The sequence below is a fragment of the Streptomyces chlorus genome (assembly GCF_042655885.1).
In the GTDB taxonomy this organism is placed as follows: Bacteria; Actinomycetota; Actinomycetes; order Streptomycetales; family Streptomycetaceae; genus Streptomyces; species Streptomyces chlorus.
Genome location: NZ_JBHSOA010000042.1, coordinates 335,202 through 353,594 on the forward strand (window position 1 = coordinate 335,202; position 18,393 = coordinate 353,594).

The following is an 18,393-nucleotide window of genomic DNA, read 5'->3' on the forward strand; positions in this document are numbered from 1 at the left end:
CGGTCGGCCGATCGGCGTCGCCTCACCCGCCCAGGGCCCGGACTCCCGCCGTCACGGCCACGGCCGCCCCGACGACGACCAGGAACGGGGCGCGCAGCACCAGTGCGACGGCGGCGGCCGCGAGCCCCGCCGCCCGCGCGTCCAGCACGAGCGTCCGGCCGTCGGCGAAGGTCTGCTGGGCGGTCAGGGCAGCGAGCAGGGCGACGGGCAGCAGGGCGGCGAGACGCCGGACGAGCGGCCGTTCGAGGGCGCCGGCGGGCACCAGGAGCCCGGCCAGTTTGACGGCGTAGCACCCGAGGGCGGTCACACCGATCGCGATCCAGATGTTCAACGGTCCTCCTCCGGTATGTCGCCGCGCGCCGGCGCATCGCTCCGCTTCTTCACGTCACCCCGCGGAGTGCCTCCGCGGCGGCCCTGCGCCCACAGGACGGCCGGGGCCGCGAGCGCGGCCACCAGAACCGGTACACCGGCGGGCAGGGCCGGCAGCAGACCGAGACCCAGCAGGACGGCGAGCCCGGCGACCAGCCGTTCGGCGCCGGTCCGCAGCATCGGCGCGAGCAGGGCCAGGAAGACCGCGGGGCCGGCCGCGTCCAGGCCCCAGGCGTCGGTGTCCCCGATGGCCTCGGCGCCCAGTGCGCCGAGCAGGGTGGTGAGGTTCCACAGGATGTACAGGCTGAGCCCGGTGACCAGGAAGCCGATCCGGGCGCTGCGCCGGGTGGGCTGGGCGAGGGAGACCGCGGTCGTCTCATCGATGACCCACTGGGCCGCGAACGGCCGCACCGCGCGCGGGAGGGCCAGCAGCTGGGACAGGCGCAGTCCGTAGAAGGCGTTGCGCACACCCAGGAAGAACGCTCCGGCGGCGGCCGTGAACGGGCTTCCCCCGGCCGCCAGCGCCCCCACGAGGGCGAACTGGGACGCCCCCGTGAACACCAGCAGGCTGAGCGTGCAGGTCTGCAGCAGTGTGAGTCCGCTGCCGGCCGAGGTCACCCCGAAGGCGAATCCGGAGAGCCCGACGGCGATCCCGACCCCCAGGGCGTCCCGGACGACCGCGCCGTCCCGTTTCTCTCCCGGGACGTCCCCGGCGCGTACCTGTGCGAATGCTGCCTGTTGTTCTGTTGCCACACCTCGGACGGTACGTGGAGCGCTCGCCGGGTGTCTTGTACGTTCTTGCGCTCGCGCTGGTAGGCGCCCGGCGGCACGCCGACGATCCGGCCGAAGTGCCGGTTCAGGTGCGGCTGGTCGGTGAATCCGACCTCGACGGCGGCCTCCGACGGCATCGTGCCCGCGTCCAGCAGCCGACGCGCCCGCCGTACCCGTGCGTCGGTGAGCCAGGCGTGCGGCGGCATTCCGTAGGTGTCGCGGAAGGCCCGCAGCAGTGCGAACGGACTGGTGCCGAGTTCGTCGGCCAGCTGTTCCAGCGTCGGCGGCGCGGCCATCCGCTCCTCCAGCAGGGCACGCGCGCGTGCGGCGGTCCGGGCGCCGGCCGTGCGTACCCGGCGCCGGGGCAGCGGCCCGCCGTTCAGCCGCAGCAGCCGGGTCACGGCCACCCGCAGCAGGGTGTCGGCGGCGAGCGCGTTGCCCTCGTCGGTGGCCCGCAGCACCTGGTGCACCAGGTGGACGGTGTACGGATCGTCGAGCACCGGTGTCACGAACCCCGGGGCGCCGCGCAGTGTGGTGGTCTCGGCGGCGATGGCCGCCACCACCTCGGGCGGCGGATACACCGCGCCGTACCGCCATCCCTCCGGCACCCCCGCCCGTCCGGTGTGCGGGGTGTCCGGGTTCACGAGCGCGAGTGTTCCGGCACCCGCGTACTGGTCGGCCCCGCCGTGGTGGAAGACCTCCACTCCGTCGACGATGGCGGCGATGACGAAGTTCTCGTGGGTGTGCCGCACGAACGACTTGCGGATGTAGCGGGCCCGGAGCAGGTCGACGCCGGGCAGCTCGGCGTACTGCCAGTGCCGCGCGCGTTCCTTGCCCGTTTCCGCCATACGGCTATTGTCACGTGCCCCGGCAGAGCTCCCTGCCGGGCCCCCGGGGGCCACGCTCGGCCGGGGGCCGGGCATCCTCGCAGCCCAGCCCCGTTGTCAGTGCCCGGGTGCACGATGGACGCATGGTCAGTACACCGCACCCGGCCCTGGACGGCTTCTCCGCCGCGACCCGCGGCTGGTTCACGGGGGCGTTCTCGGCGCCCACCGCGGCCCAGGCGGGCGCGTGGCGTGCCCTCCGGGAGGGTTCGGACGTGCTGGTGGTCGCCCCCACCGGCTCCGGCAAGACGCTGGCCGCCTTCCTCGCGGCCCTGGACCAGCTGGCCGCCACGCCCCCGCCCGCGGACCAGCGCAAGCGCTGCCGCGTCCTGTACGTCTCCCCGCTCAAGGCTCTGGCCGTCGATGTCGAGCGTAATCTGCGCAGCCCGCTGACCGGCATCCGCCAGGAGTCCGTGCGCCTGGGGCTGCCCGAGCCCGAGGTGAAGGTCGGGATCCGCTCCGGCGACACCCCGCCCGCGGAGCGCCGGGCCCTGTCCACCCGCCCGCCGGACATCCTGATCACCACCCCGGAGTCCCTGTTCCTGATGCTGACGTCAGCCGCGCGCGACGCGCTGACGGGCATCGAGACGGTGATCCTGGACGAGGTGCACGCGGTCGCCGGTACCAAGCGCGGAGCGCATCTGGGGCTGTCCCTGGAGCGGCTGGACGAGCTGCTGCCCCGGCCGGCCCGCCGCATCGGTCTGTCGGCGACGGTCCGCCCGGTCGACGAGATCGCCCGCTTCCTGTCCCCGCGCGGCAAGGTGAAGATCGTTCAGCCGGAGTCGGGCAAGGAGTTCGACCTGTCCGTCGTGGTCCCGGTCGAGGACCTGGGGGAACTGGGAGGCTCCCCGGTGGCGGACGCCTCGGAGGGTGCTGGGGGAGCTGAGCGCCCGTCGATCTGGCCGCACGTCGAGGAGCGGATCGCCGACCTGGTCCAGTCCCACCGTTCGACGATCGTGTTCGCGAACTCCCGTCGCCTCGCGGAGCGCCTGTGCAACCGGCTCAACGAGATCGCCTACGAGCGGGCCACCGGCGAGCCCCTGGACGAGCACCACTCCCCCGCCGAGCTGATGGGTGGCTCCGGAGCCGTCCAGGGCGCACCCGCCGTCATCGCCCGCGCGCACCACGGCTCGGTGTCCAAGGAGCAGCGCGCCCAGGTCGAGGAGGACCTCAAGGCGGGCCGGCTGCCCGCGGTGGTGGCCACCTCCAGCCTTGAGCTGGGCATCGACATGGGTGCGGTCGACCTGGTGGTCCAGGTGGAGTCGCCGCCGTCCGTGGCCTCGGGGCTCCAGCGGGTCGGCCGCGCGGGGCATCAGGTGGGGGCGGTCTCCACGGGGGTGGTGTTCCCGAAGTACCGGGGCGACCTCGTCCAGGCCGCCGTGGTCACCGAGCGGATGCGGACGGGCTCCATCGAGTCGCTGCGCGTTCCCGCGAACCCGCTGGACGTCCTGGCCCAGCAGATTGTCGCCATGACGGCCATGGACACCTGGCAGTTCGACGACCTGCTGGCGATGGTCCGCCGGGCCGCGTCCTTCGCCTCACTGCCCGAGTCGGCCTTCACGGCCGTACTGGACATGCTCGCCGGGCGCTATCCCTCCGACGCGTTCGCGGAACTGCGTCCGCGCGTGGTGTGGGACCGGGTCACGGGCGAGATCACCGGCCGCCCGGGGGCACAGCGGCTCGCCGTCACCTCCGGGGGCACCATCCCCGACCGGGGCCTGTTCGGGGTGTTCCTCGCGGGCTCCGACCCCAAGAAGGGCGGTGGACGGGTCGGCGAGCTCGACGAGGAGATGGTCTACGAGTCCCGCGTCGGCGACGTGTTCACACTCGGCACCAGTTCCTGGCGCATCGAGGACATCACGCGCGACCGGGTGCTGGTCTCCCCGGCCCCGGGCGTGCCGGGCCGGCTCCCGTTCTGGAAGGGGGACCAGCTGGGCCGCCCGCTGGAGCTGGGCCGCGCGGTGGGCGCCTTCCTGCGCGAGGTCGGCTCGCTGTCCCGGAAGGAGGCACGTCTGCGGCTCCTCGCCGCCGGGCTCGACGCCTGGGCCGCGGACAATGTGCTGTCCTACCTCGACGAGCAGCGCCAGGCCTGCGGCCATGTCCCGGACGACCGCACCATCGTCGTGGAGCGCTTCCGTGACGAGCTCGGCGACTGGCGGGTCGTCGTGCACTCCCCGTTCGGCGCTCAGGTGCACGCCCCGTGGGCGCTCGCGCTCGGGGCCCGTCTCTCCGAGCGGTACGGCATGGACGCCCAGGTGATGCACGCCGACGACGGCATCGTGCTGCGCCTGCCGGACGCCGATCTGATGGGGCTGGACCTGCTCGACCAGGAGCCGGTGCGGGCGGGCACCGAGTACGACGCGGACCAGGCGCCGCTGGGCGCCGCGGACGTCATCTTCGACAAGGGGGAGGTCGACCAGGTCGTCACCGACCAGGTGGGCGGCTCGGCGCTGTTCGCGTCCCGCTTCCGCGAGTGCGCCGCCCGCGCGCTGCTGCTTCCGCGCCGCAACCCCGGTCAGCGCACCCCGTTGTGGCAGCAGCGCCAGCGTGCGTCCCAGCTGCTCCAGGTGGCGGGCGAGTTCGGCTCGTTCCCGATCGTCCTGGAGGCGGTCCGCGAATGTCTCCAGGACGTCTTCGACGTCCCCGGGCTCGTCGAGCTGATGGGTGACCTGGAGTCCCGCAAGGTGCGGCTCGTCGAGGTCACCACCCCCGAGCCGTCCCCCTTCGCCCGCTCTCTGCTGTTCGGCTACGTCGCCCAGTTCCTGTACGAGGGCGACTCCCCGCTCGCCGAGCGCCGCGCGGCGGCCCTGTCGCTGGACTCGCGGCTGCTGGCCGAGCTGCTCGGTCAGGCGGAGCTGCGCGAGCTGCTCGACGCCGAGGTGCTGACCGAGCTGGAGCGTGAGCTGCAGTGGCTCACCGAGGACCGGCGGGTCAAGGACGTGGAGGGGGCGGCCGACCTGCTGCGCGTGCTCGGCCCGCTCACCGGGGCCGAGCTGGCGGAGCGGGGCGCCGAGCCGCGGTGGGCGGCGGACCTGGCGTCGGCACGCCGCGCGATCCGGGTCCGCGTCGCCGGCACGGAGCACTGGGCGGCGATCGAGGACGCCGGGCGGCTGCGCGACGCGCTGGGCACGGCGCTGCCGGTCGGCGTACCGGAGGCGTTCACCGAACCGGTCAAGGACCCGCTCGGCGACCTGCTCGCGCGGTACGCGCGCACGCACGGCCCGTTCACGTCGGCCACGGCCGCGGCCCGCTTCGGGCTGGGCGTGGCGGTCACCGAGGGCACCCTGCGGCGGCTCTCGGCGGCGGGCCGGGTCGTCCAGGGCGAATTCCACCCGGCCGGGATCGGCCAGGAGTGGTGCGACGCAGCCGTGTTGCGCCGGCTGCGCCGCCGTTCCCTGGCCGCCCTGCGGCATGAGCTGGAACCGGTGCCGCCGGCCGCGCTCGCCCAGTTCCTCCCCCAGTGGCAGCACATCGGCAAGGGGCACACGCTGCGCGGTGTCGAGGGTCTGGTGCGCGCGATCGAGCAGTTGCAGGGTGCGTCCGTGCCCGCGTCCGCCCTGGAGAAGCTGGTCCTGCCCTCCCGGGTCGCGCACTACGCCCCCGCGATGCTGGACGAGCTCACGGCCACCGGCGAGGTGGTGTGGGCCGGTGCCGGTTCCCTCCCGGGCAAGGACGGCTGGGTCTCCCTCCACCTCGCGGACGCGGCCCCGCTGCTGCTGCCGCCACCGCACCCCCTGGAGACGACCGCCCTGCACCAGTCGGTCCTCGACGCCCTCTCCGGCGGCTACGGGCTGTTCTTCCGCCAGATCGCCGACCAGGTCCGCGCCACCACCCACCCCGAGGCCACCGATCCCCAACTGGCCGACGCTGTCTGGGACCTGGCCTGGTTCGGCCGGCTGACCAACGACACGCTCGCTCCCCTGCGCTCGCTGCTGGGCTCGGGCCGCACCGCGGGCTCCACCGCCCACCGTGCGAAGCGCCAGGTCCCGCGCGGACGCTACGGCTCACTCACGGCAGCCGCCCGCGGCACCTCCCGTACCGGCCCGCCGACGGTCGCCGGCCGCTGGTCTCTGCTGCCGGACCGGGAGAGCGACCCCACGGTCCGCGCCCACGCGCTGGCCCGGACCCTGCTCGACCGGCACGGCGTGGTCACCCGGGGCGCGGTCTCCGCTGAGGGCGTCGAGGGCGGTTTCTCCTCGGTCTACCGCGTTCTGTCGGCCTTCGAGGAGACCGGGCAGGCCCGTCGCGGCTACGTGGTGGAAGGCCTGGGGGCCGCGCAGTTCGCCATGGACGGCGCCGTGGACCGCCTCCGCGCGGCGGCCAACGCCCGCGAGCGGGGCGACGCCCTCCCCGGGCCCGGCCTGGACGACCCGTTCGAGGGCGGCCCCTTCGGCGTCGGCCCTGACTTCCCCGGCGGCCCCGATCCTCTCGCCCTCCACGGCTTCGCCCCGCCCGCCGACGGCTCCCACGAGCCCGCCCCCGGCCACGACGGCTTCCCCCGCCTCCCGGACGGCGCCGACCGGGCGTCGTATCCGCGGCCGTCGCCGGGCGACTACGTCTCCCCGCGCGACCTCGCCGCGCAGGCTCCCGGGCCCCGGCAGTACGGGGCGCGCCCGTCGTACGACCCCTTCGTGGGCCGGCGTACCGGCCGGGACCGCGCCCTGAGGGCCGTCGTCCTGGCCGCCGCCGACCCCGCGAACGCGTACGGTGCGGCCCTGGGCTGGCCCGAGCCCCCGACGGGCGCCGGGCACAAGCCGGGGCGCAAGGCGGGCTCGCTGGTGGTCCTCGTCGACGGTGAGCTGACGCTCTATGTGGAGCGCGGCGGCAAGACGGTGCTGGCCTGGCCCGCGGACCCGGACGGCGAACCCGCCGACGACCCCCGCATTCCCGCCGCGGCACAGACCCTCGCCGCTGCCGCCCGCGCGGGCTCCCTCGGCACGGTCACCGTGGAGCGGATCAACGGTGCCTCGGCCCTGACCTCCGCGCTCGGGGCACTCCTGGAGGCCGCGGGCTTCGTCGCCACTCCCAGAGGCCTGCGCCTCCGCGCCTGACACACGGCCTTCCCGCTCCGGCCCGCCTCGGTCCCGGCCACAGCGCCCGGCCGCACTCCCCCGGCCCCCGCACGACGACATGCCACCCTTGACCCATGCCCGAAGGAGATACCGTCCGGCAGGCCGCGAGGCGGCTGCACAGCGCCCTCGCGGGCACGGTACTGACCCCGCAGCGACCTCCGGGTGCCCCGGTTCGCCACGGCCGACCTCACCGGCCGCACCGTCCTGGACGTCACCCCGCGCGGCAAGCACCTCCTCACCCGTGTCGAGGGCGGCCTGACCCTGCACTCGCACCTGCGGATGGACGGCTCCTGGCGTGTGTACGCGAACGGGCAGCGCTGGAGCGGCGGCCCCGCCCATCAGATCCGCGCGATCCTGGGCAACGCCGACCGCACCGCCGTCGGCTACCGCCTGCCCGTCCTCGAACTCCTGCGCACCACCGACGAGGACCGCGTGGTCGGTCACCTCGGCCCCGACCTCCTCGGCCCGGACTGGGACCCCTCCCTGGCAATGGCCAACCTGCTCCGCGACCCGGCCCTCCCGCTAGGCGAGGCCCTCCTCGACCAGCGCAACCTCGCCGGCATCGGCAACGTGTACAAGAGCGAGCTCTGCTTCCTGCTCGGCGTCACCCCCTGGCTCCCCATCGGGAAACTGCCCGCCGACCGTGCCGCACAGCTGCCCGGACTCGCGAAGAAGCTGCTGGAGCACAACCGCGACCGTCCCGTCCGCAGCACCACGGGACGCCGCGACCAGAACCTGTTCGTCTACGGCCGCGCGGCCCGCCCCTGCCTGCGCTGCCGCATCGCGGTCCGCCGGGCCGACCAGGGCGACGGCTCCCGCGACCGCCCCACCTACTGGTGCCCCGCCTGCCAGCAGGGCCCAGCTCCGGCCCCCGGCCCCTGAACCGGGGGCCCATCAATCGGCGGCCCGTCAGGTCTGCTCGTACGTTCCCCATATGGCTCTCGCGCCGTCCGACCTCGCCGGTCGCACCGCCTTCGTCACCGGTACCGCCGGTCAGTGGCATCGGCCGTGCCTGCGCGCTGCTGCCGGCCGAGGCGGGGGCCCACCATCCACTACGCGGACCGCGACGCGGAGAACCCGCACGAGCCGGCGGCCCGTATCGCGGCGGCGGGCGACGGGCGGCACCGCCCGCACCCACCGCGTGGACGTCACCGACCGCGTCCGGGTCGTCCGGACCTGCTGGCCGCGGTCGCGGTCGCGGGGATCATGCGCAGCAGCCCCGTCCTCGAGACCCGGGACGAGGACCTCTACCGCGTGCTGGACGTGAACTTCAAGGAGTGCTGTACGCCTGCCGGTCGGCGGCCCACCTGATGATCGCCCGTGGCACCGGCGGCAGTATCGTCACGATGGCCTCGGGAGCCATGGACACCGGCGGCCCCGGCCTGCTCCGCGCGTCCATGACCAACCCCCACGGACGACAAGGAACAGCCCCGCGCCGAGGCCGTGCCGACCCGGATGGCCCAGCCTGTCGCCCCTGGGGCGGATCGGCGAGCCGGAGGACGTCGCACGGACTGTCCTGCACCTGGCCTCGGACGCGGCGGCCTTCACCACGGGCCGGATTCTCCGCCCGAACGGGGACGCGGCGATGCCGTGGTGACGGCCCCCGGCGAAGTGACCGCCGCCGAGGTGCCGGCGGCCGAGGTGCCGGCGGCCGAGGTGCCGGCGGCCGAGGTGCCGGCGGCCGAGGTGTCGCCGCCCGCTTTCCAGGCCCACCACCACCGCCCGTCCGCAAGGGCGCCTTCCGTGCGGCCCTTCGGCATGCAGTGCACCGGCAGCAGGCTCAGCCCCCAGCCGCCGGCCGCGACCGCTGCCTCCAGCACTCCGGCGTCGGGGACGAGCAGCAGCCTCGCCACGGCCCACCAGCACAGGATCCCGAGCCCCAGCGCAGCGCCCCGAGCACCCCAGCGAACCGCCCGCGCCCTCATGGCCTCCCCCTCCAGCCGGACGCTATGAGGCCGCTCATCCGGGCGACCAGGGCGCACCGACGGCACACGGGCGCACCACGCCCCGCGCCGATCGCCGCACCTGCGCTCCCACGGCCCCCACGTGCCGCGCGTCCACCCGGCCCGGCTCGCTGCCGCTCAGGGCAGCGCCCGGGGTCACGTCACCCGTTCTCGGCCTGGAACATCCAGTGCTGCTTCTCGAGATCCCCCGTCACCGCGATGAGGAGGTCCTGGCTCACCGGGTCCGCCTCACCGGTCGCGTCGACCCGCTCGCGCATCCGCGCGATCACCGCGCCCAGTGCGTCCACCATGGCACTCACCGCGGCCGTGTCGTCGACCCAGCCCTCGGGCGTCACCCCGATGCCGCTGCCGACGGCCACCGTCGCGGCACGCCCGTCGGGTGAGACGCCCAGTGCCGCGGCGCGCTCCGCCACAGTGTCGGTGTGCGTCCGCGCGAGGGTCACCACCTCGTCGAGCTGCAGGTGCACGGAACGGAAGCGCTGCCCGACCACGTTCCAGTGGATCTGCTTCGCCACCAGGCTGAGGTCCACCAGGTCGACAAGGGCTCCCTGGAGCGCCTCGGACACAGTCTTCAGGTTCTCGTCGGACAAGGGGCTCTTCACGACGTACATTCGCACCTCCGTGGCTGACCCCCCGCATGGTCCCTCGTTCCCTCAACCATGGCGGTCACGCCTCGGACCGGCAAACGCACACGCACGGGGACCGGGAGGGCGCGGCCCCGGAACGCGGGCAAGCGAAAACCCCGGCGACGCCCCTCCGGATCTCCCGGAAGAGCCCCGGCCGGGGCCTGTCACACTGTCACACCGCGTCAGGCGGCGACGACGTCCACCGCTTCGGCGGGCGCCTTGATGGTCACCCGTTCCGGTGGCACACCGGCCACCGAGACGGAACCCAACATCGGGCGAACCGGTACGGGTACGGGTTCGCTGGGGGTCGCTGCAGCCGACCGGGCCAGCTCGGCGAGGGCGAGCTCGTCGCTCACTTCCCGCATGAGCTCGGACATCCGTACGTCCAGCGCGTCGCAGATCGCGGAGAGCAGCTCGGAGGAAGCCTCCTTCTGCCCCCGCTCCACCTCGGAAAGATAGCCGAGTGAGACTCGGGCGGACGAGGAGACTTCGCGCAGAGTACGGCCCTGGCGCTGGCGCTGCCGACGCAGCACGTCACCCAGCAGGCGACGGAGCAGAATCATCGGTGGCTCCCTCCTCGGGCCGTGTATCCGGATCCTTCTCGCCCCACCGTACCGCCTTGCGCTGCGGCCGTGCGGGGAGCGATGTCGCGTTCACTCTGGGCTGTAAGCATCAAAACCCCCCGTTCCGTTCCGTATCCTGTGCCCGCTCATTCCCGGTCTGTTCGCCCGCAAGCTCCCCAAGAAGCAGTGCGAGTACGCTCCGTACACTCTCCATACGAATTTCCGCCCGGTCGCCGTTCAACCGCAGGCGCTCCACTTTTCCGCCACCGGCAGAACCTGAAGCCGTCGCCGACGGCCCGTGCACGGCCACGTAGACGGTCCCGACGGGCTGTCCGTCCTGGGGATCCGGGCCGGCGACGCCCGTGGTCGCGATCCCCCAGTCCGCGCCCAGTGCCTTGCGGACACCGGCCGCCATCTCCGCCGCCACCTGCGGATCCACCGCTCCGCTCCGCGCCAGCAGGCTGGCGTCGACGCCGAGCAGTTCATGCTTGAGCTCGGTGGCGTATGCCGTGACCGAGCCCCGGAATGCCTTGGACGCCCCGGGGACAGAGGTGATCTCCGCGGCCACCAGACCGCCGGTCAGCGATTCCGCGACGGCCAGCGTCATATCCCTCACGGTGAGTAGTCGCACCACTTCGGCGGCCGGAGAACTCACGCTTCCGTCTCTTCCAACGCGTCCTTCCGCTCCGCGATTCCCTGTCGGCGCAGCACGATGGCCTGTCTCACATAGTCGAGCCCGGTCACGACCGTGAGCACGACAGCCGCCGCCATCACCCAGAACCGCAGAGTCGCCAGCCACCCCGTCAGCGCCAGCACGTACATGCCGACGGCCACGCCCTGGGTGAGGGTCTTGAGCTTGCCCCCGCGGCTCGCCGGAATAACGCCGTAGCGAATGACCAGAAAACGCAGGAGCGTAATGCCGATTTCCCGGCCGAGGATGACTCCGGTGACCCACCAGGGGAGATCTTCCAGCGCCGACAGACAGATCAACGCCGCTCCCATGATCGCCTTGTCGGCGATGGGATCGGCGATCTTCCCGAAATCGGTGACCAGGTTGTAGGCGCGCGCCAGATGACCGTCGAACAGGTCGGTGATCATGGCGACGGCGAAGGCGGCCCAGGCGAACGAGCGCCAGGCCGGGTCGTATCCCCCGTCGGCCAGCATCAGGGCGACGAAGGCCGGAACGAGGACCAGCCGGAGCATGGTGAGCAGGTTGGCGATGTTCCAGACACTGGCCTGGTTGACAGCCGCCGCCGCGATCTTCTTGCCTCGCGCCGGGTGCCCGTCGCCGCCATGCCCGTCGCCGCCATGCCCGTCGCCGTCACGGCCGTCGCCACTCGAAACGTCGTGGGAGGCACCGTGCGGCGTGCTGCCGGGAACCCCGTCCGGAATGCCGCCCGCGGCGCCGTCGGTCACGCTTCGGGAAGCCGGGGTCCGGGTCCGGGAGGCTTCACCGCCCGGAGTCCCGCCGGGCCGCGAACGGCCGGCCGGACCCGCCGCCGCCCTCCTCGCGCCGGAGGGGCCTCCCGCCGCGGATGCCGGAACACCCGTCATCTGCCCGCCTCCTCGCTCAGCGCGGGCGAACCCTGGAACAGCGGCTCGGCCACCAGGTCGACACCTTCCGTGCCGACGACCTTCGCCTCGACCATATGACCCGTACGCAGACCCGTGCCGCTCGTGAGCAGCACCTGGCCGTCGGTCTCGGGAGCCTGGTGCGCCGCACGGCCGTACACGCCCTCCTCCTCGTCGACGGACTCCACCAGCACGCGCACGGTCTCGCCGACCCGCTCCTCGGCGCGCTGCGAGACGAGTTCCTCGGCCATCCGGGAGACCCGCGCCAGCCGCTCGGCCACGATGTCCTCGTCCAGCTTGTGCTCGTACGTCGCCGCTTCGGTGCCCTCCTCGTCGGAGTAGCCGAAGACACCGATGGCGTCCAGGCGCGCGTGGGTCAGAAACCGCTCGAGCTCGGCGAGGTCGGACTCGGACTCGCCGGGGAAGCCGACGATGAAGTTGGAGCGCACACCGGCCTCGGGCGCCTTGCTCCGGATGGTGTCGAGGAGCTCCAGGAAGCGGTCCGTGTCGCCGAAGCGGCGCATCGCGCGCAGCACGTCGGGCGCGGAGTGCTGGAAGGACAGGTCGAAGTACGGGACGACCCCGGGTGTGGAGGTCAGCACGTCGATCAGGCCGGGGCGCGTCTCGGCGGGCTGGAGGTAGCTGACGCGGACCCGCTCGATGCCGTCGACCTCGGCGAGCTCGGGCAGCAGGGACTCCAGGAGGCGGATGTCGCCGAGGTCCTTGCCGTAGGAGGTGTTGTTCTCGGAGACCAGCATGACCTCCTTCACGCCCTGCTCGGCCAGCCACCGCGTCTCGCCCAGCACGTCGCTCGGGCGGCGCGAGATGAAGGAGCCTCGGAAGGACGGGATGGCGCAGAAGGAGCAGCGCCGGTCGCAGCCGGAGGCGAGCTTCACCGAGGCGACCGGGGTGCCCTCCAGCCGGCGCCGCAGAGGCGCGCGGGGGCCGGAGGCCGGGGCGAGGCCCTCGGGCAGGTCCATCGGGCCGTGCCCCGGGAGCGCGACGGACGCGGCGGACTCCTGCCGCTCGGCGGGGCTGATCGGCAGCAGCTTGCGCCGGTCGCGCGGGGTGTGGGAGGCGTGGATGCCGCCGTTCAGAATGGTCTGGAGGCGGTCCGAGATGTCGGTGTAGTCGTCGAAGCCGAGCACGCCGTCGGCCTCGGGGAGCGCCTCGGCAAGTTCCTTGCCGTACCGCTCGGCCATGCAACCCACCGCCACCACGGCCTGCGTTCTCCCGTGGCGCTTGAGGTCGTTGGCCTCCAGGAGGGCGTCGACGGAGTCCTTCTTGGCGGCTTCGACGAAACCGCAGGTGTTCACGACGGCGACGTCCGCGTCCTCGGCATCCTCTACGAGCTGCCAGCCGTCCGCCTCCAAACGGCCTGCGAGCTCCTCCGAGTCCACCTCGTTACGGGCGCAGCCAAGGGTGACGAGTGCGACGGTGCGGCGATCAGGCATGGGCTCAAGACTACTTCGTCCCGCTGACACCCCACGTCGACGGGGTTGACCGATCTTGGCCGGCCCCGTCGACGAAGCACCCTCGGGGATGCCGTCCCGCTATCCGGCCTGCGGGTCGCCCTTGGTGTAGGTCAGGCGTTCCACGGCGCCCGGCTGCCAGTCGTCCTCGATCTTCTTGCCGTTGACGAAGAGGTCGATCGCGCCGGCGTCACCGAGCACGAGGTTGATCTTCGAGCTGTCCTCGAAGGTCTTGGAGTCGCCCTGCGCGAGCAGTCCGTCGAAGAGCAGCCGACCGCTGTGGTCCTTGGCGGAGATCCAGCTGCGCCCGTCGGGGGCGCTCACCTTGACGATCACCTTGTCCTGCGGCGCGGCCGCGATGGCGCTGTCGGAGGCTTCCGGCTTGGGGGCGGTGGTCTTCTGGGACTTGGGGGTGGACGATTCGGACGCGCTCGGAGTGGCGTCGCCGTCGGCGACGTTCGCCTTGTCGCCGTCGCCGCCGTTGACCATCGTGAACCCGACGAAGCCGATGACGACGACGATCGCGGCCACCATGGCGGCGGTCCAGTTGGGCCCGCGCCGCTCGGGACGGATGCGCTCCGCCTCGAACAGGGGGGCGGCCGGGGTGGGGGCCGGGCGGCCTCCGTGCTCGGCGTCGTACTGGGTGATCAGCGGGGCGGGGTCGAGGTGCACGGCCCGGGCCAGGGTTCGGATGTGCCCGCGCGCGTAGACGTCGCCGCCGCAGGGCTCGAAGTTGTCCGCCTCGATGGCGTGCACGATGGCGATACGGACCCGGGTGGCGGTGGTGACGTCGTCGACGGTGAGGCCGGCGGCGATGCGCGCCTGCTTCAGCGCACGTCCGACTGAGGGACGGGCTCCCTCGGAGACGCCGTCGAACACGTCGGATACATCGGATACATCGGATACGTCGTCGAACGGACGCTCGTCTTCAGGAGAGTTGCCGATGGACACGGGGGCGCCTTTCGAGCGTGTAGCCACCTGTGCTGGAGGTTCAGTCTAGGGGGGTGACAAAAGGGTGGGGCAACCGGGCGGTCGGACTTTGTACGCCATCGGAATGGCCCGACATACCGATGATGGCACTACTGCTCGCTGTTTCCCTCAACTTGACGTGCGACCGGGGGAAACGGTTGTGCACTGATCCCTTACGGGTGGGTCACGATCGGCCATCCGGGCGTGCCGGAGCAACGACCGTGTCCCGACTGCCTACCCTTCGGACTCCCCCCGGATCACGGCGAGCACGCCATCCAGCTCGTCAGCCTTCACAAGAACGTCACGAGCCTTCGAACCCTCGCTCGGTCCGACGATGTTCCGGGACTCCATGAGGTCCATGAGCCGGCCCGCCTTCGCGAAGCCCACCCGCAGTTTGCGCTGGAGCATGGACGTCGAACCGAACTGGGTGGAGACGACCAGTTCGGCCGCCTGGCACAGCAGGTCGAGGTCGTCGCCGATGTCCTCGTCGATCTCCTTCTTCTGCTTGGTCCCGACGACGACGTCGTCCCGGAAGACGGGCGTCATCTGGTCCTTGCAGTGCTGGACGACGACGGCGACCTCCTCCTCGGTCACGAACGCGCCCTGCATACGGGTCGGTTTGTTCGCCCCCATCGGCAGGAAGAGGCCGTCTCCCTTGCCGATCAGCTTCTCGGCGCCGGGCTGGTCGAGGATGACCCGCGAGTCCGCGAGGGAGGAGGTGGCGAACGCGAGCCGAGAGGGCACGTTCGCCTTGATCAGACCGGTGACGACGTCGACCGAGGGCCGCTGCGTGGCGAGCACCAGGTGGATGCCGGCCGCCCGCGCGAGCTGCGTGATCCGCACGATGGAGTCCTCGACGTCCCGCGGTGCGACCATCATCAGGTCGGCCAGCTCGTCGACGATCACCAGCAGGTACGGGTACGGCTGGAGTTCCCGCTCGCTGCCCTCGGGCGGCTTGGCCTTGCCCTCGCGCACCGCGCGGTTGAAGTCGTCGATGTGCCGGTACCCGTAGGCGGCCAGGTCGTCGTAGCGGAGGTCCATCTCGCGGACGACCCACTGGAGGGCCTCGGCGGCCCGCTTGGGGTTGGTGATGATCGGCGTGATCAGGTGCGGGATGCCCTCGTAGGCGGTGAGTTCCACGCGCTTGGGGTCGACCAGGATCATCCGGACGTCCTCCGGCGTCGCCCGCATCATGATCGACGTGATCAGGCAGTTGATGCAGGACGACTTGCCGGAGCCGGTGGCGCCGGCGACCAGCATGTGCGGCATCTTCGCCAGCGAGTGCATGACGTAGCCGCCCTCGACGTCCTTTCCGAAGGCGACCAGCATCGGGTCGTCGTCCTCTGCGGACTCCGCGAGCCTCAGTACGTCACCGAGGTTGACCATCTCCCGGTCGGTGTTCGGGATCTCGATGCCGACTGCGGACTTGCCGGGGATGGGGCTGATGATGCGTACGTCGGCGCTGGCGACGGCGTACGCGATGTTCTTCGTCAGCGCGGTGATCCGCTCGACCTTCACGGCCGGGCCGAGTTCCACCTCGTAGCGGGTGACCGTGGGCCCGCGCGTGAAGCCGGTGACGCGGGCGTCGACCTTGAACTCGGTGAAGACGGTGGTGAGCGAGTCGACGACGGCGTCGTTGGCGGCGCTGCGCGACTTGCCGGGGCCGCCGCGCGTGAGGAGGTCGAGGGCCGGCAGGGAGTAGGTGATGTCGCCGGACAACTGGAGCTGCTCCGCGCGCGGGGGGAGGCCGCGGGGCTCGGACGGGGTCTTGGTGAGGTCCAGGACGCCGGAGTCCGCCCGCTCCCGGTCCTGCTCGGCCCGCCCGCCCCGCTTCGGCGCGTTCTGCCTGACGCCCGGCCTCGGCCTGTCCTGCTCGTCCTGCTGGGGGCGGGCGGCCGGCACCGGTGTCGGGGTGGTCGGCTCGCGGTCGCCCGCGCGCACGCCCTGGGTCAGGTCGGCGACGATCGGCGAGGGCGGCATCCCGTGCAGGACGGCGCCGTCGAGGGCGGCGGCGGCCGCGGCGGCCACGTCCACGGCGTCCATCGGCCGGTTCATGTCGGGCTGGGGCACCGCGGACCTGCGCGGCCGGCCACGGCGCCGGGACAGCGCCTCCTGCTCCGCGAGGTCGGGGTCGTACTCCTGGGGCACCCGTCCACGCCCTCGGCGGCTCGCGGGCAGCGCCTCACGCCACTGCTCGTCGTAGCGCTCGTCGTCCTCACCGAACTCCTCCGCCTCACGGTCGTGGACGAGTCCCAGCCGGGTGCCGAGCAGCCGCAGCCGCTGCGGAATGGCGGTGACCGGGGTGGCTGTGACGACCAGCAGTCCGAAGATGGTGAGCAGCGCCAGCAGGGGCACGGCGAGCACATCGGTCATGGTGTACGACAGCGGCGTGGCCGCGCCCCAGCCGATGAGTCCTCCGGCGTCCCCTATGGCGTGCATGCCGTCGCTGCGGGCGGGCGAGCCGCAGGCGATGTGGATCTGGCCGAGCACACCGATGAGGAGCGCGGACAGGCCGATCACGATACGGCCGTTGGCCTCCGGCTTCTCCGGGTGCCGAATGAGGCGCACCGCGACGACCGCGACCAGGATCGGCACCAGCAGGTCGAGCCGGCCGAACGCGCCGGTGACCAGGATCTCCACGAGGTCGCCGACGGGCCCTTTGAGGTCGGCCCAGGTGCCTGCGGCGACGATGAGTCCGATGCCGAGCAGGAGCAGCGCAAGGCCGTCCTTGCGGTGGGCGGGGTCGAGGTTCCTGGCGCCTTGCCCTACGCCCCGGAAGACCGCTCCGACGGCGTGCGCCAGGCCCAGCCACAGGGCGCGCACGAGCCGGTAGATGCCGCCGGTCGGGCTGGGAGCCGGTGGGGGCGCGGGCTTCTTCGCCGCGGCCTTCTTGACCGGAGCCTTCTTCGTGGGCGGCTTCTTGGCAGCGGCCTTCTTCGCCGGAGCCTTCGCGGAAGCAGCCGCCTTCTTCGCGGGTGGCTTCTTGGCTGCGGAGGGACGTGAGGCCATGGGGGTGAGGTTACCGGTGGAGACGCCAGTGGACACGCGTGCCAGCCGCTTCACCCGTTCGTGTCGCTGCCGCGGGGGCGCCGAACTGACGCGGGTTCGGCCCAAAACCGTGTCGGATGAGCCGCAAGGCCCGTACGTCGTCGGTCAGTTCTGCGATGGCATCGGTGACATGTCACCCGTGCCCGGTTCCAGCGCGTCCAGCGCCCGTCGCAACCCCGTGAGCTTGCGCTCCAGATGGGCCGCCGTGGCCACTGCGGCCGCGTCGGTCGATTCGTCGTTGAGCTGCTTGGACAGGGCCTCGGCCTGTTCCTCGACGGCCGCGAGCCGCGCGGAGAGTTCGGCGAGCAGGCCGGCCGATTCCTTCTGCTCCCCGGCGTTCTTCTCGTCGCCCTCCAACTGGAGCCGCAGCAGCGCCGCCTGCTCCCTCAGCTGGCAGTTCTTCATGTACAGGTCGACGAACACCGAGACCTTCGCGCGCAGCACCCACGGGTCGAACGGCTTGGAGATGTAGTCGACCGCACCCGCCGCGTACCCGCGGAACGTGTGGTGCGGGCCATGGTTGATCGCGGTGAGAAAGATGATCGGGATGTCCCGCGTCCGCTCCCGCCGCTTGATGTGCGCCGCGGTCTCGAAGCCGTCCATGCCCGGCATCTGGACGTCCAGCAGGATGACCGCGAAGTCGTCCGTGAGTAGCGCCTTGAGTGCTTCTTCCCCGGACGATGCCCGTACCAGCGTCTGATCGAGCGCCGAGAGGATCGCCTCCAGCGCCAGCAGATTCTCCGGCCGGTCATCGACCAGGAGGATCTTGGCCTTCTGCACCATGGCCCGCCCTCCTCGCCCCGGCTTGGGGCCTCCCCTGTCCGCAGGTCCTGGGTGGACACCGGCGGGTGCCGACCCAGGGGACGACTCCCTTGCGCCGCCCGTCCTTGTGCCGGTCATCGTAGCCGCACCCCGCCCGTCGCCACACCCTGTCACCGTGATGTCACTGTGCACATAGCAGAAACGCGGAGCGAGACCAGAAGGTTCCCCGAATCCCGCACTTCTACACAACTTCACGCACGCCGCGTCAGCAGTTCCACGTGAACAGCGTAGTTTCCTCCACCATCGCACGCCCCGGGGTAC

The 18,393-nt window shown here is 72.3% G+C and carries 13 protein-coding genes and 2 pseudogenes; 3 read left to right on the forward strand and 12 right to left on the reverse strand.

The window, feature by feature from the left end; genetic code table 11:
- Nucleotides 1-22: 22 nt before the first annotated feature.
- The 3 genes from ACFPZI_RS20725 to ACFPZI_RS20735 are packed head-to-tail and all read right to left on the reverse strand — an operon-like array spanning nt 23 to nt 1,988.
- Nucleotides 23-331, reverse strand: coding sequence for an AzlD domain-containing protein (locus tag ACFPZI_RS20725; protein WP_257848072.1), 309 nt, complete (start codon nt 329-331; stop codon nt 23-25).
- Complete coding sequence (locus ACFPZI_RS20730; RefSeq protein WP_381365010.1) at nt 328-1,032, reverse strand: AzlC family ABC transporter permease; 705 nt, start codon at nt 1,030-1,032, stop codon at nt 328-330. Before ACFPZI_RS20730 ends, ACFPZI_RS20725 begins: the two co-directional genes overlap by 4 nt.
- A complete protein-coding gene (locus ACFPZI_RS20735; protein ID WP_381364976.1) occupies nt 984-1,988 on the reverse strand; it encodes an AraC family transcriptional regulator in 1,005 nt (334 codons plus the stop codon). Before ACFPZI_RS20735 ends, ACFPZI_RS20730 begins: the two co-directional genes overlap by 49 nt.
- A gap of 122 nt (nt 1,989-2,110) precedes the next feature.
- Between ACFPZI_RS20735 and ACFPZI_RS20740 the strand changes: the two genes are divergently transcribed.
- The 3 genes and pseudogenes from ACFPZI_RS20740 (at nt 2,111) to ACFPZI_RS20750 (ending at nt 8,693) form a co-directional block, all read left to right on the forward strand.
- Nucleotides 2,111-7,075: an ATP-dependent helicase gene (locus ACFPZI_RS20740; RefSeq protein WP_381364977.1), complete on the forward strand. Its 4,965-nt coding sequence runs from the start codon at nt 2,111-2,113 to the stop codon at nt 7,073-7,075.
- A 95-nt stretch (nt 7,076-7,170) separates the two neighbouring features.
- Nucleotides 7,171-7,978: pseudogene (locus ACFPZI_RS20745) on the forward strand (Fpg/Nei family DNA glycosylase).
- Between the two features lie 52 nt (nt 7,979-8,030).
- A pseudogene (locus ACFPZI_RS20750) lies at nt 8,031-8,693 on the forward strand (SDR family NAD(P)-dependent oxidoreductase).
- On the opposite strand, the gene ACFPZI_RS20755 reads toward ACFPZI_RS20750, so the two are convergent.
- From ACFPZI_RS20755 to ACFPZI_RS20795, 9 genes are all read right to left on the reverse strand, one after another.
- A complete protein-coding gene (locus ACFPZI_RS20755) occupies nt 8,641-8,949 on the reverse strand; it encodes a hypothetical protein (RefSeq protein WP_381365011.1) in 309 nt (102 codons plus the stop codon). The pseudogene ACFPZI_RS20750 and the gene ACFPZI_RS20755 sit on opposite strands and share 53 nt — an antisense overlap.
- A 251-nt stretch (nt 8,950-9,200) precedes the next feature.
- Complete coding sequence (locus ACFPZI_RS20760) at nt 9,201-9,671, reverse strand: Dps family protein (RefSeq protein WP_381364978.1); 471 nt, start codon at nt 9,669-9,671, stop codon at nt 9,201-9,203.
- A gap of 197 nt (nt 9,672-9,868) precedes the next feature.
- Entirely contained in the window at nt 9,869-10,249 is a 381-nt protein-coding gene (locus tag ACFPZI_RS20765) for a helix-turn-helix domain-containing protein (RefSeq protein ID WP_381364980.1), read from the reverse strand.
- A gap of 109 nt (nt 10,250-10,358) precedes the next feature.
- On the reverse strand, nt 10,359-10,904 hold the full coding sequence (locus ACFPZI_RS20770; protein WP_381364982.1) for a CinA family protein: 546 nt from the start codon (nt 10,902-10,904) through the stop codon (nt 10,359-10,361).
- Nucleotides 10,901-11,803 (reverse strand): CDP-diacylglycerol--glycerol-3-phosphate 3-phosphatidyltransferase, encoded by a 903-nt coding sequence (pgsA, locus tag ACFPZI_RS20775; protein WP_381364984.1) that lies wholly within the window; start codon nt 11,801-11,803, stop codon nt 10,901-10,903. Before pgsA ends, ACFPZI_RS20770 begins: the two co-directional genes overlap by 4 nt.
- Nucleotides 11,800-13,275, reverse strand: a complete 1,476-nt coding sequence (rimO, locus tag ACFPZI_RS20780; protein WP_381364985.1) for a 30S ribosomal protein S12 methylthiotransferase RimO — start codon at nt 13,273-13,275, stop codon at nt 11,800-11,802. The genes pgsA and rimO overlap by 4 nt, the downstream gene beginning before the upstream one ends.
- Nucleotides 13,276-13,374: 99 nt before the next feature.
- The gene (locus ACFPZI_RS20785; RefSeq protein ID WP_381364987.1) at nt 13,375-14,244 is read right to left on the reverse strand and encodes a helix-turn-helix domain-containing protein; all 870 of its coding nucleotides are present in this window, start codon (nt 14,242-14,244) and stop codon (nt 13,375-13,377) included.
- 252 nt (nt 14,245-14,496) lie between these two features.
- Nucleotides 14,497-17,271 carry a DNA translocase FtsK gene (locus ACFPZI_RS20790; protein ID WP_381364989.1) on the reverse strand — a complete coding sequence of 925 codons (2,775 nt, stop codon included), beginning with the start codon at nt 17,269-17,271 and terminating at the stop codon, nt 14,497-14,499.
- Between the two features lie 144 nt (nt 17,272-17,415).
- On the reverse strand, nt 17,416-18,093 hold the full coding sequence (locus tag ACFPZI_RS20795) for a response regulator (protein ID WP_381364991.1): 678 nt from the start codon (nt 18,091-18,093) through the stop codon (nt 17,416-17,418).
- Nucleotides 18,094-18,393 lie beyond the last annotated feature (300 nt).

Bases quoted from the DNA above. Each gene is read 5' to 3' on its own strand.
- ACFPZI_RS20740 (WP_381364977.1), top strand. From the start codon at position 2,111: ATGGTCAGTACACCGCACCCGGCCCTGGACGGCTTCTCCGCCGCGACC.
- ACFPZI_RS20760 (WP_381364978.1), bottom strand. From the start codon at position 9,671: ATGTACGTCGTGAAGAGCCCCTTGTCCGACGAGAACCTGAAGACTGTG.
- rimO (WP_381364985.1), bottom strand. From the start codon at position 13,275: ATGCCTGATCGCCGCACCGTCGCACTCGTCACCCTTGGCTGCGCCCGT.
- pgsA (WP_381364984.1), bottom strand. From the start codon at position 11,803: ATGACGGGTGTTCCGGCATCCGCGGCGGGAGGCCCCTCCGGCGCGAGG.
- ACFPZI_RS20795 (WP_381364991.1), bottom strand. From the start codon at position 18,093: ATGGTGCAGAAGGCCAAGATCCTCCTGGTCGATGACCGGCCGGAGAAT.
- ACFPZI_RS20790 (WP_381364989.1), bottom strand. From the start codon at position 17,271: ATGGCCTCACGTCCCTCCGCAGCCAAGAAGCCACCCGCGAAGAAGGCG.
- ACFPZI_RS20735 (WP_381364976.1), bottom strand. From the start codon at position 1,988: ATGGCGGAAACGGGCAAGGAACGCGCGCGGCACTGGCAGTACGCCGAG.
- ACFPZI_RS20765 (WP_381364980.1), bottom strand. From the start codon at position 10,249: ATGATTCTGCTCCGTCGCCTGCTGGGTGACGTGCTGCGTCGGCAGCGC.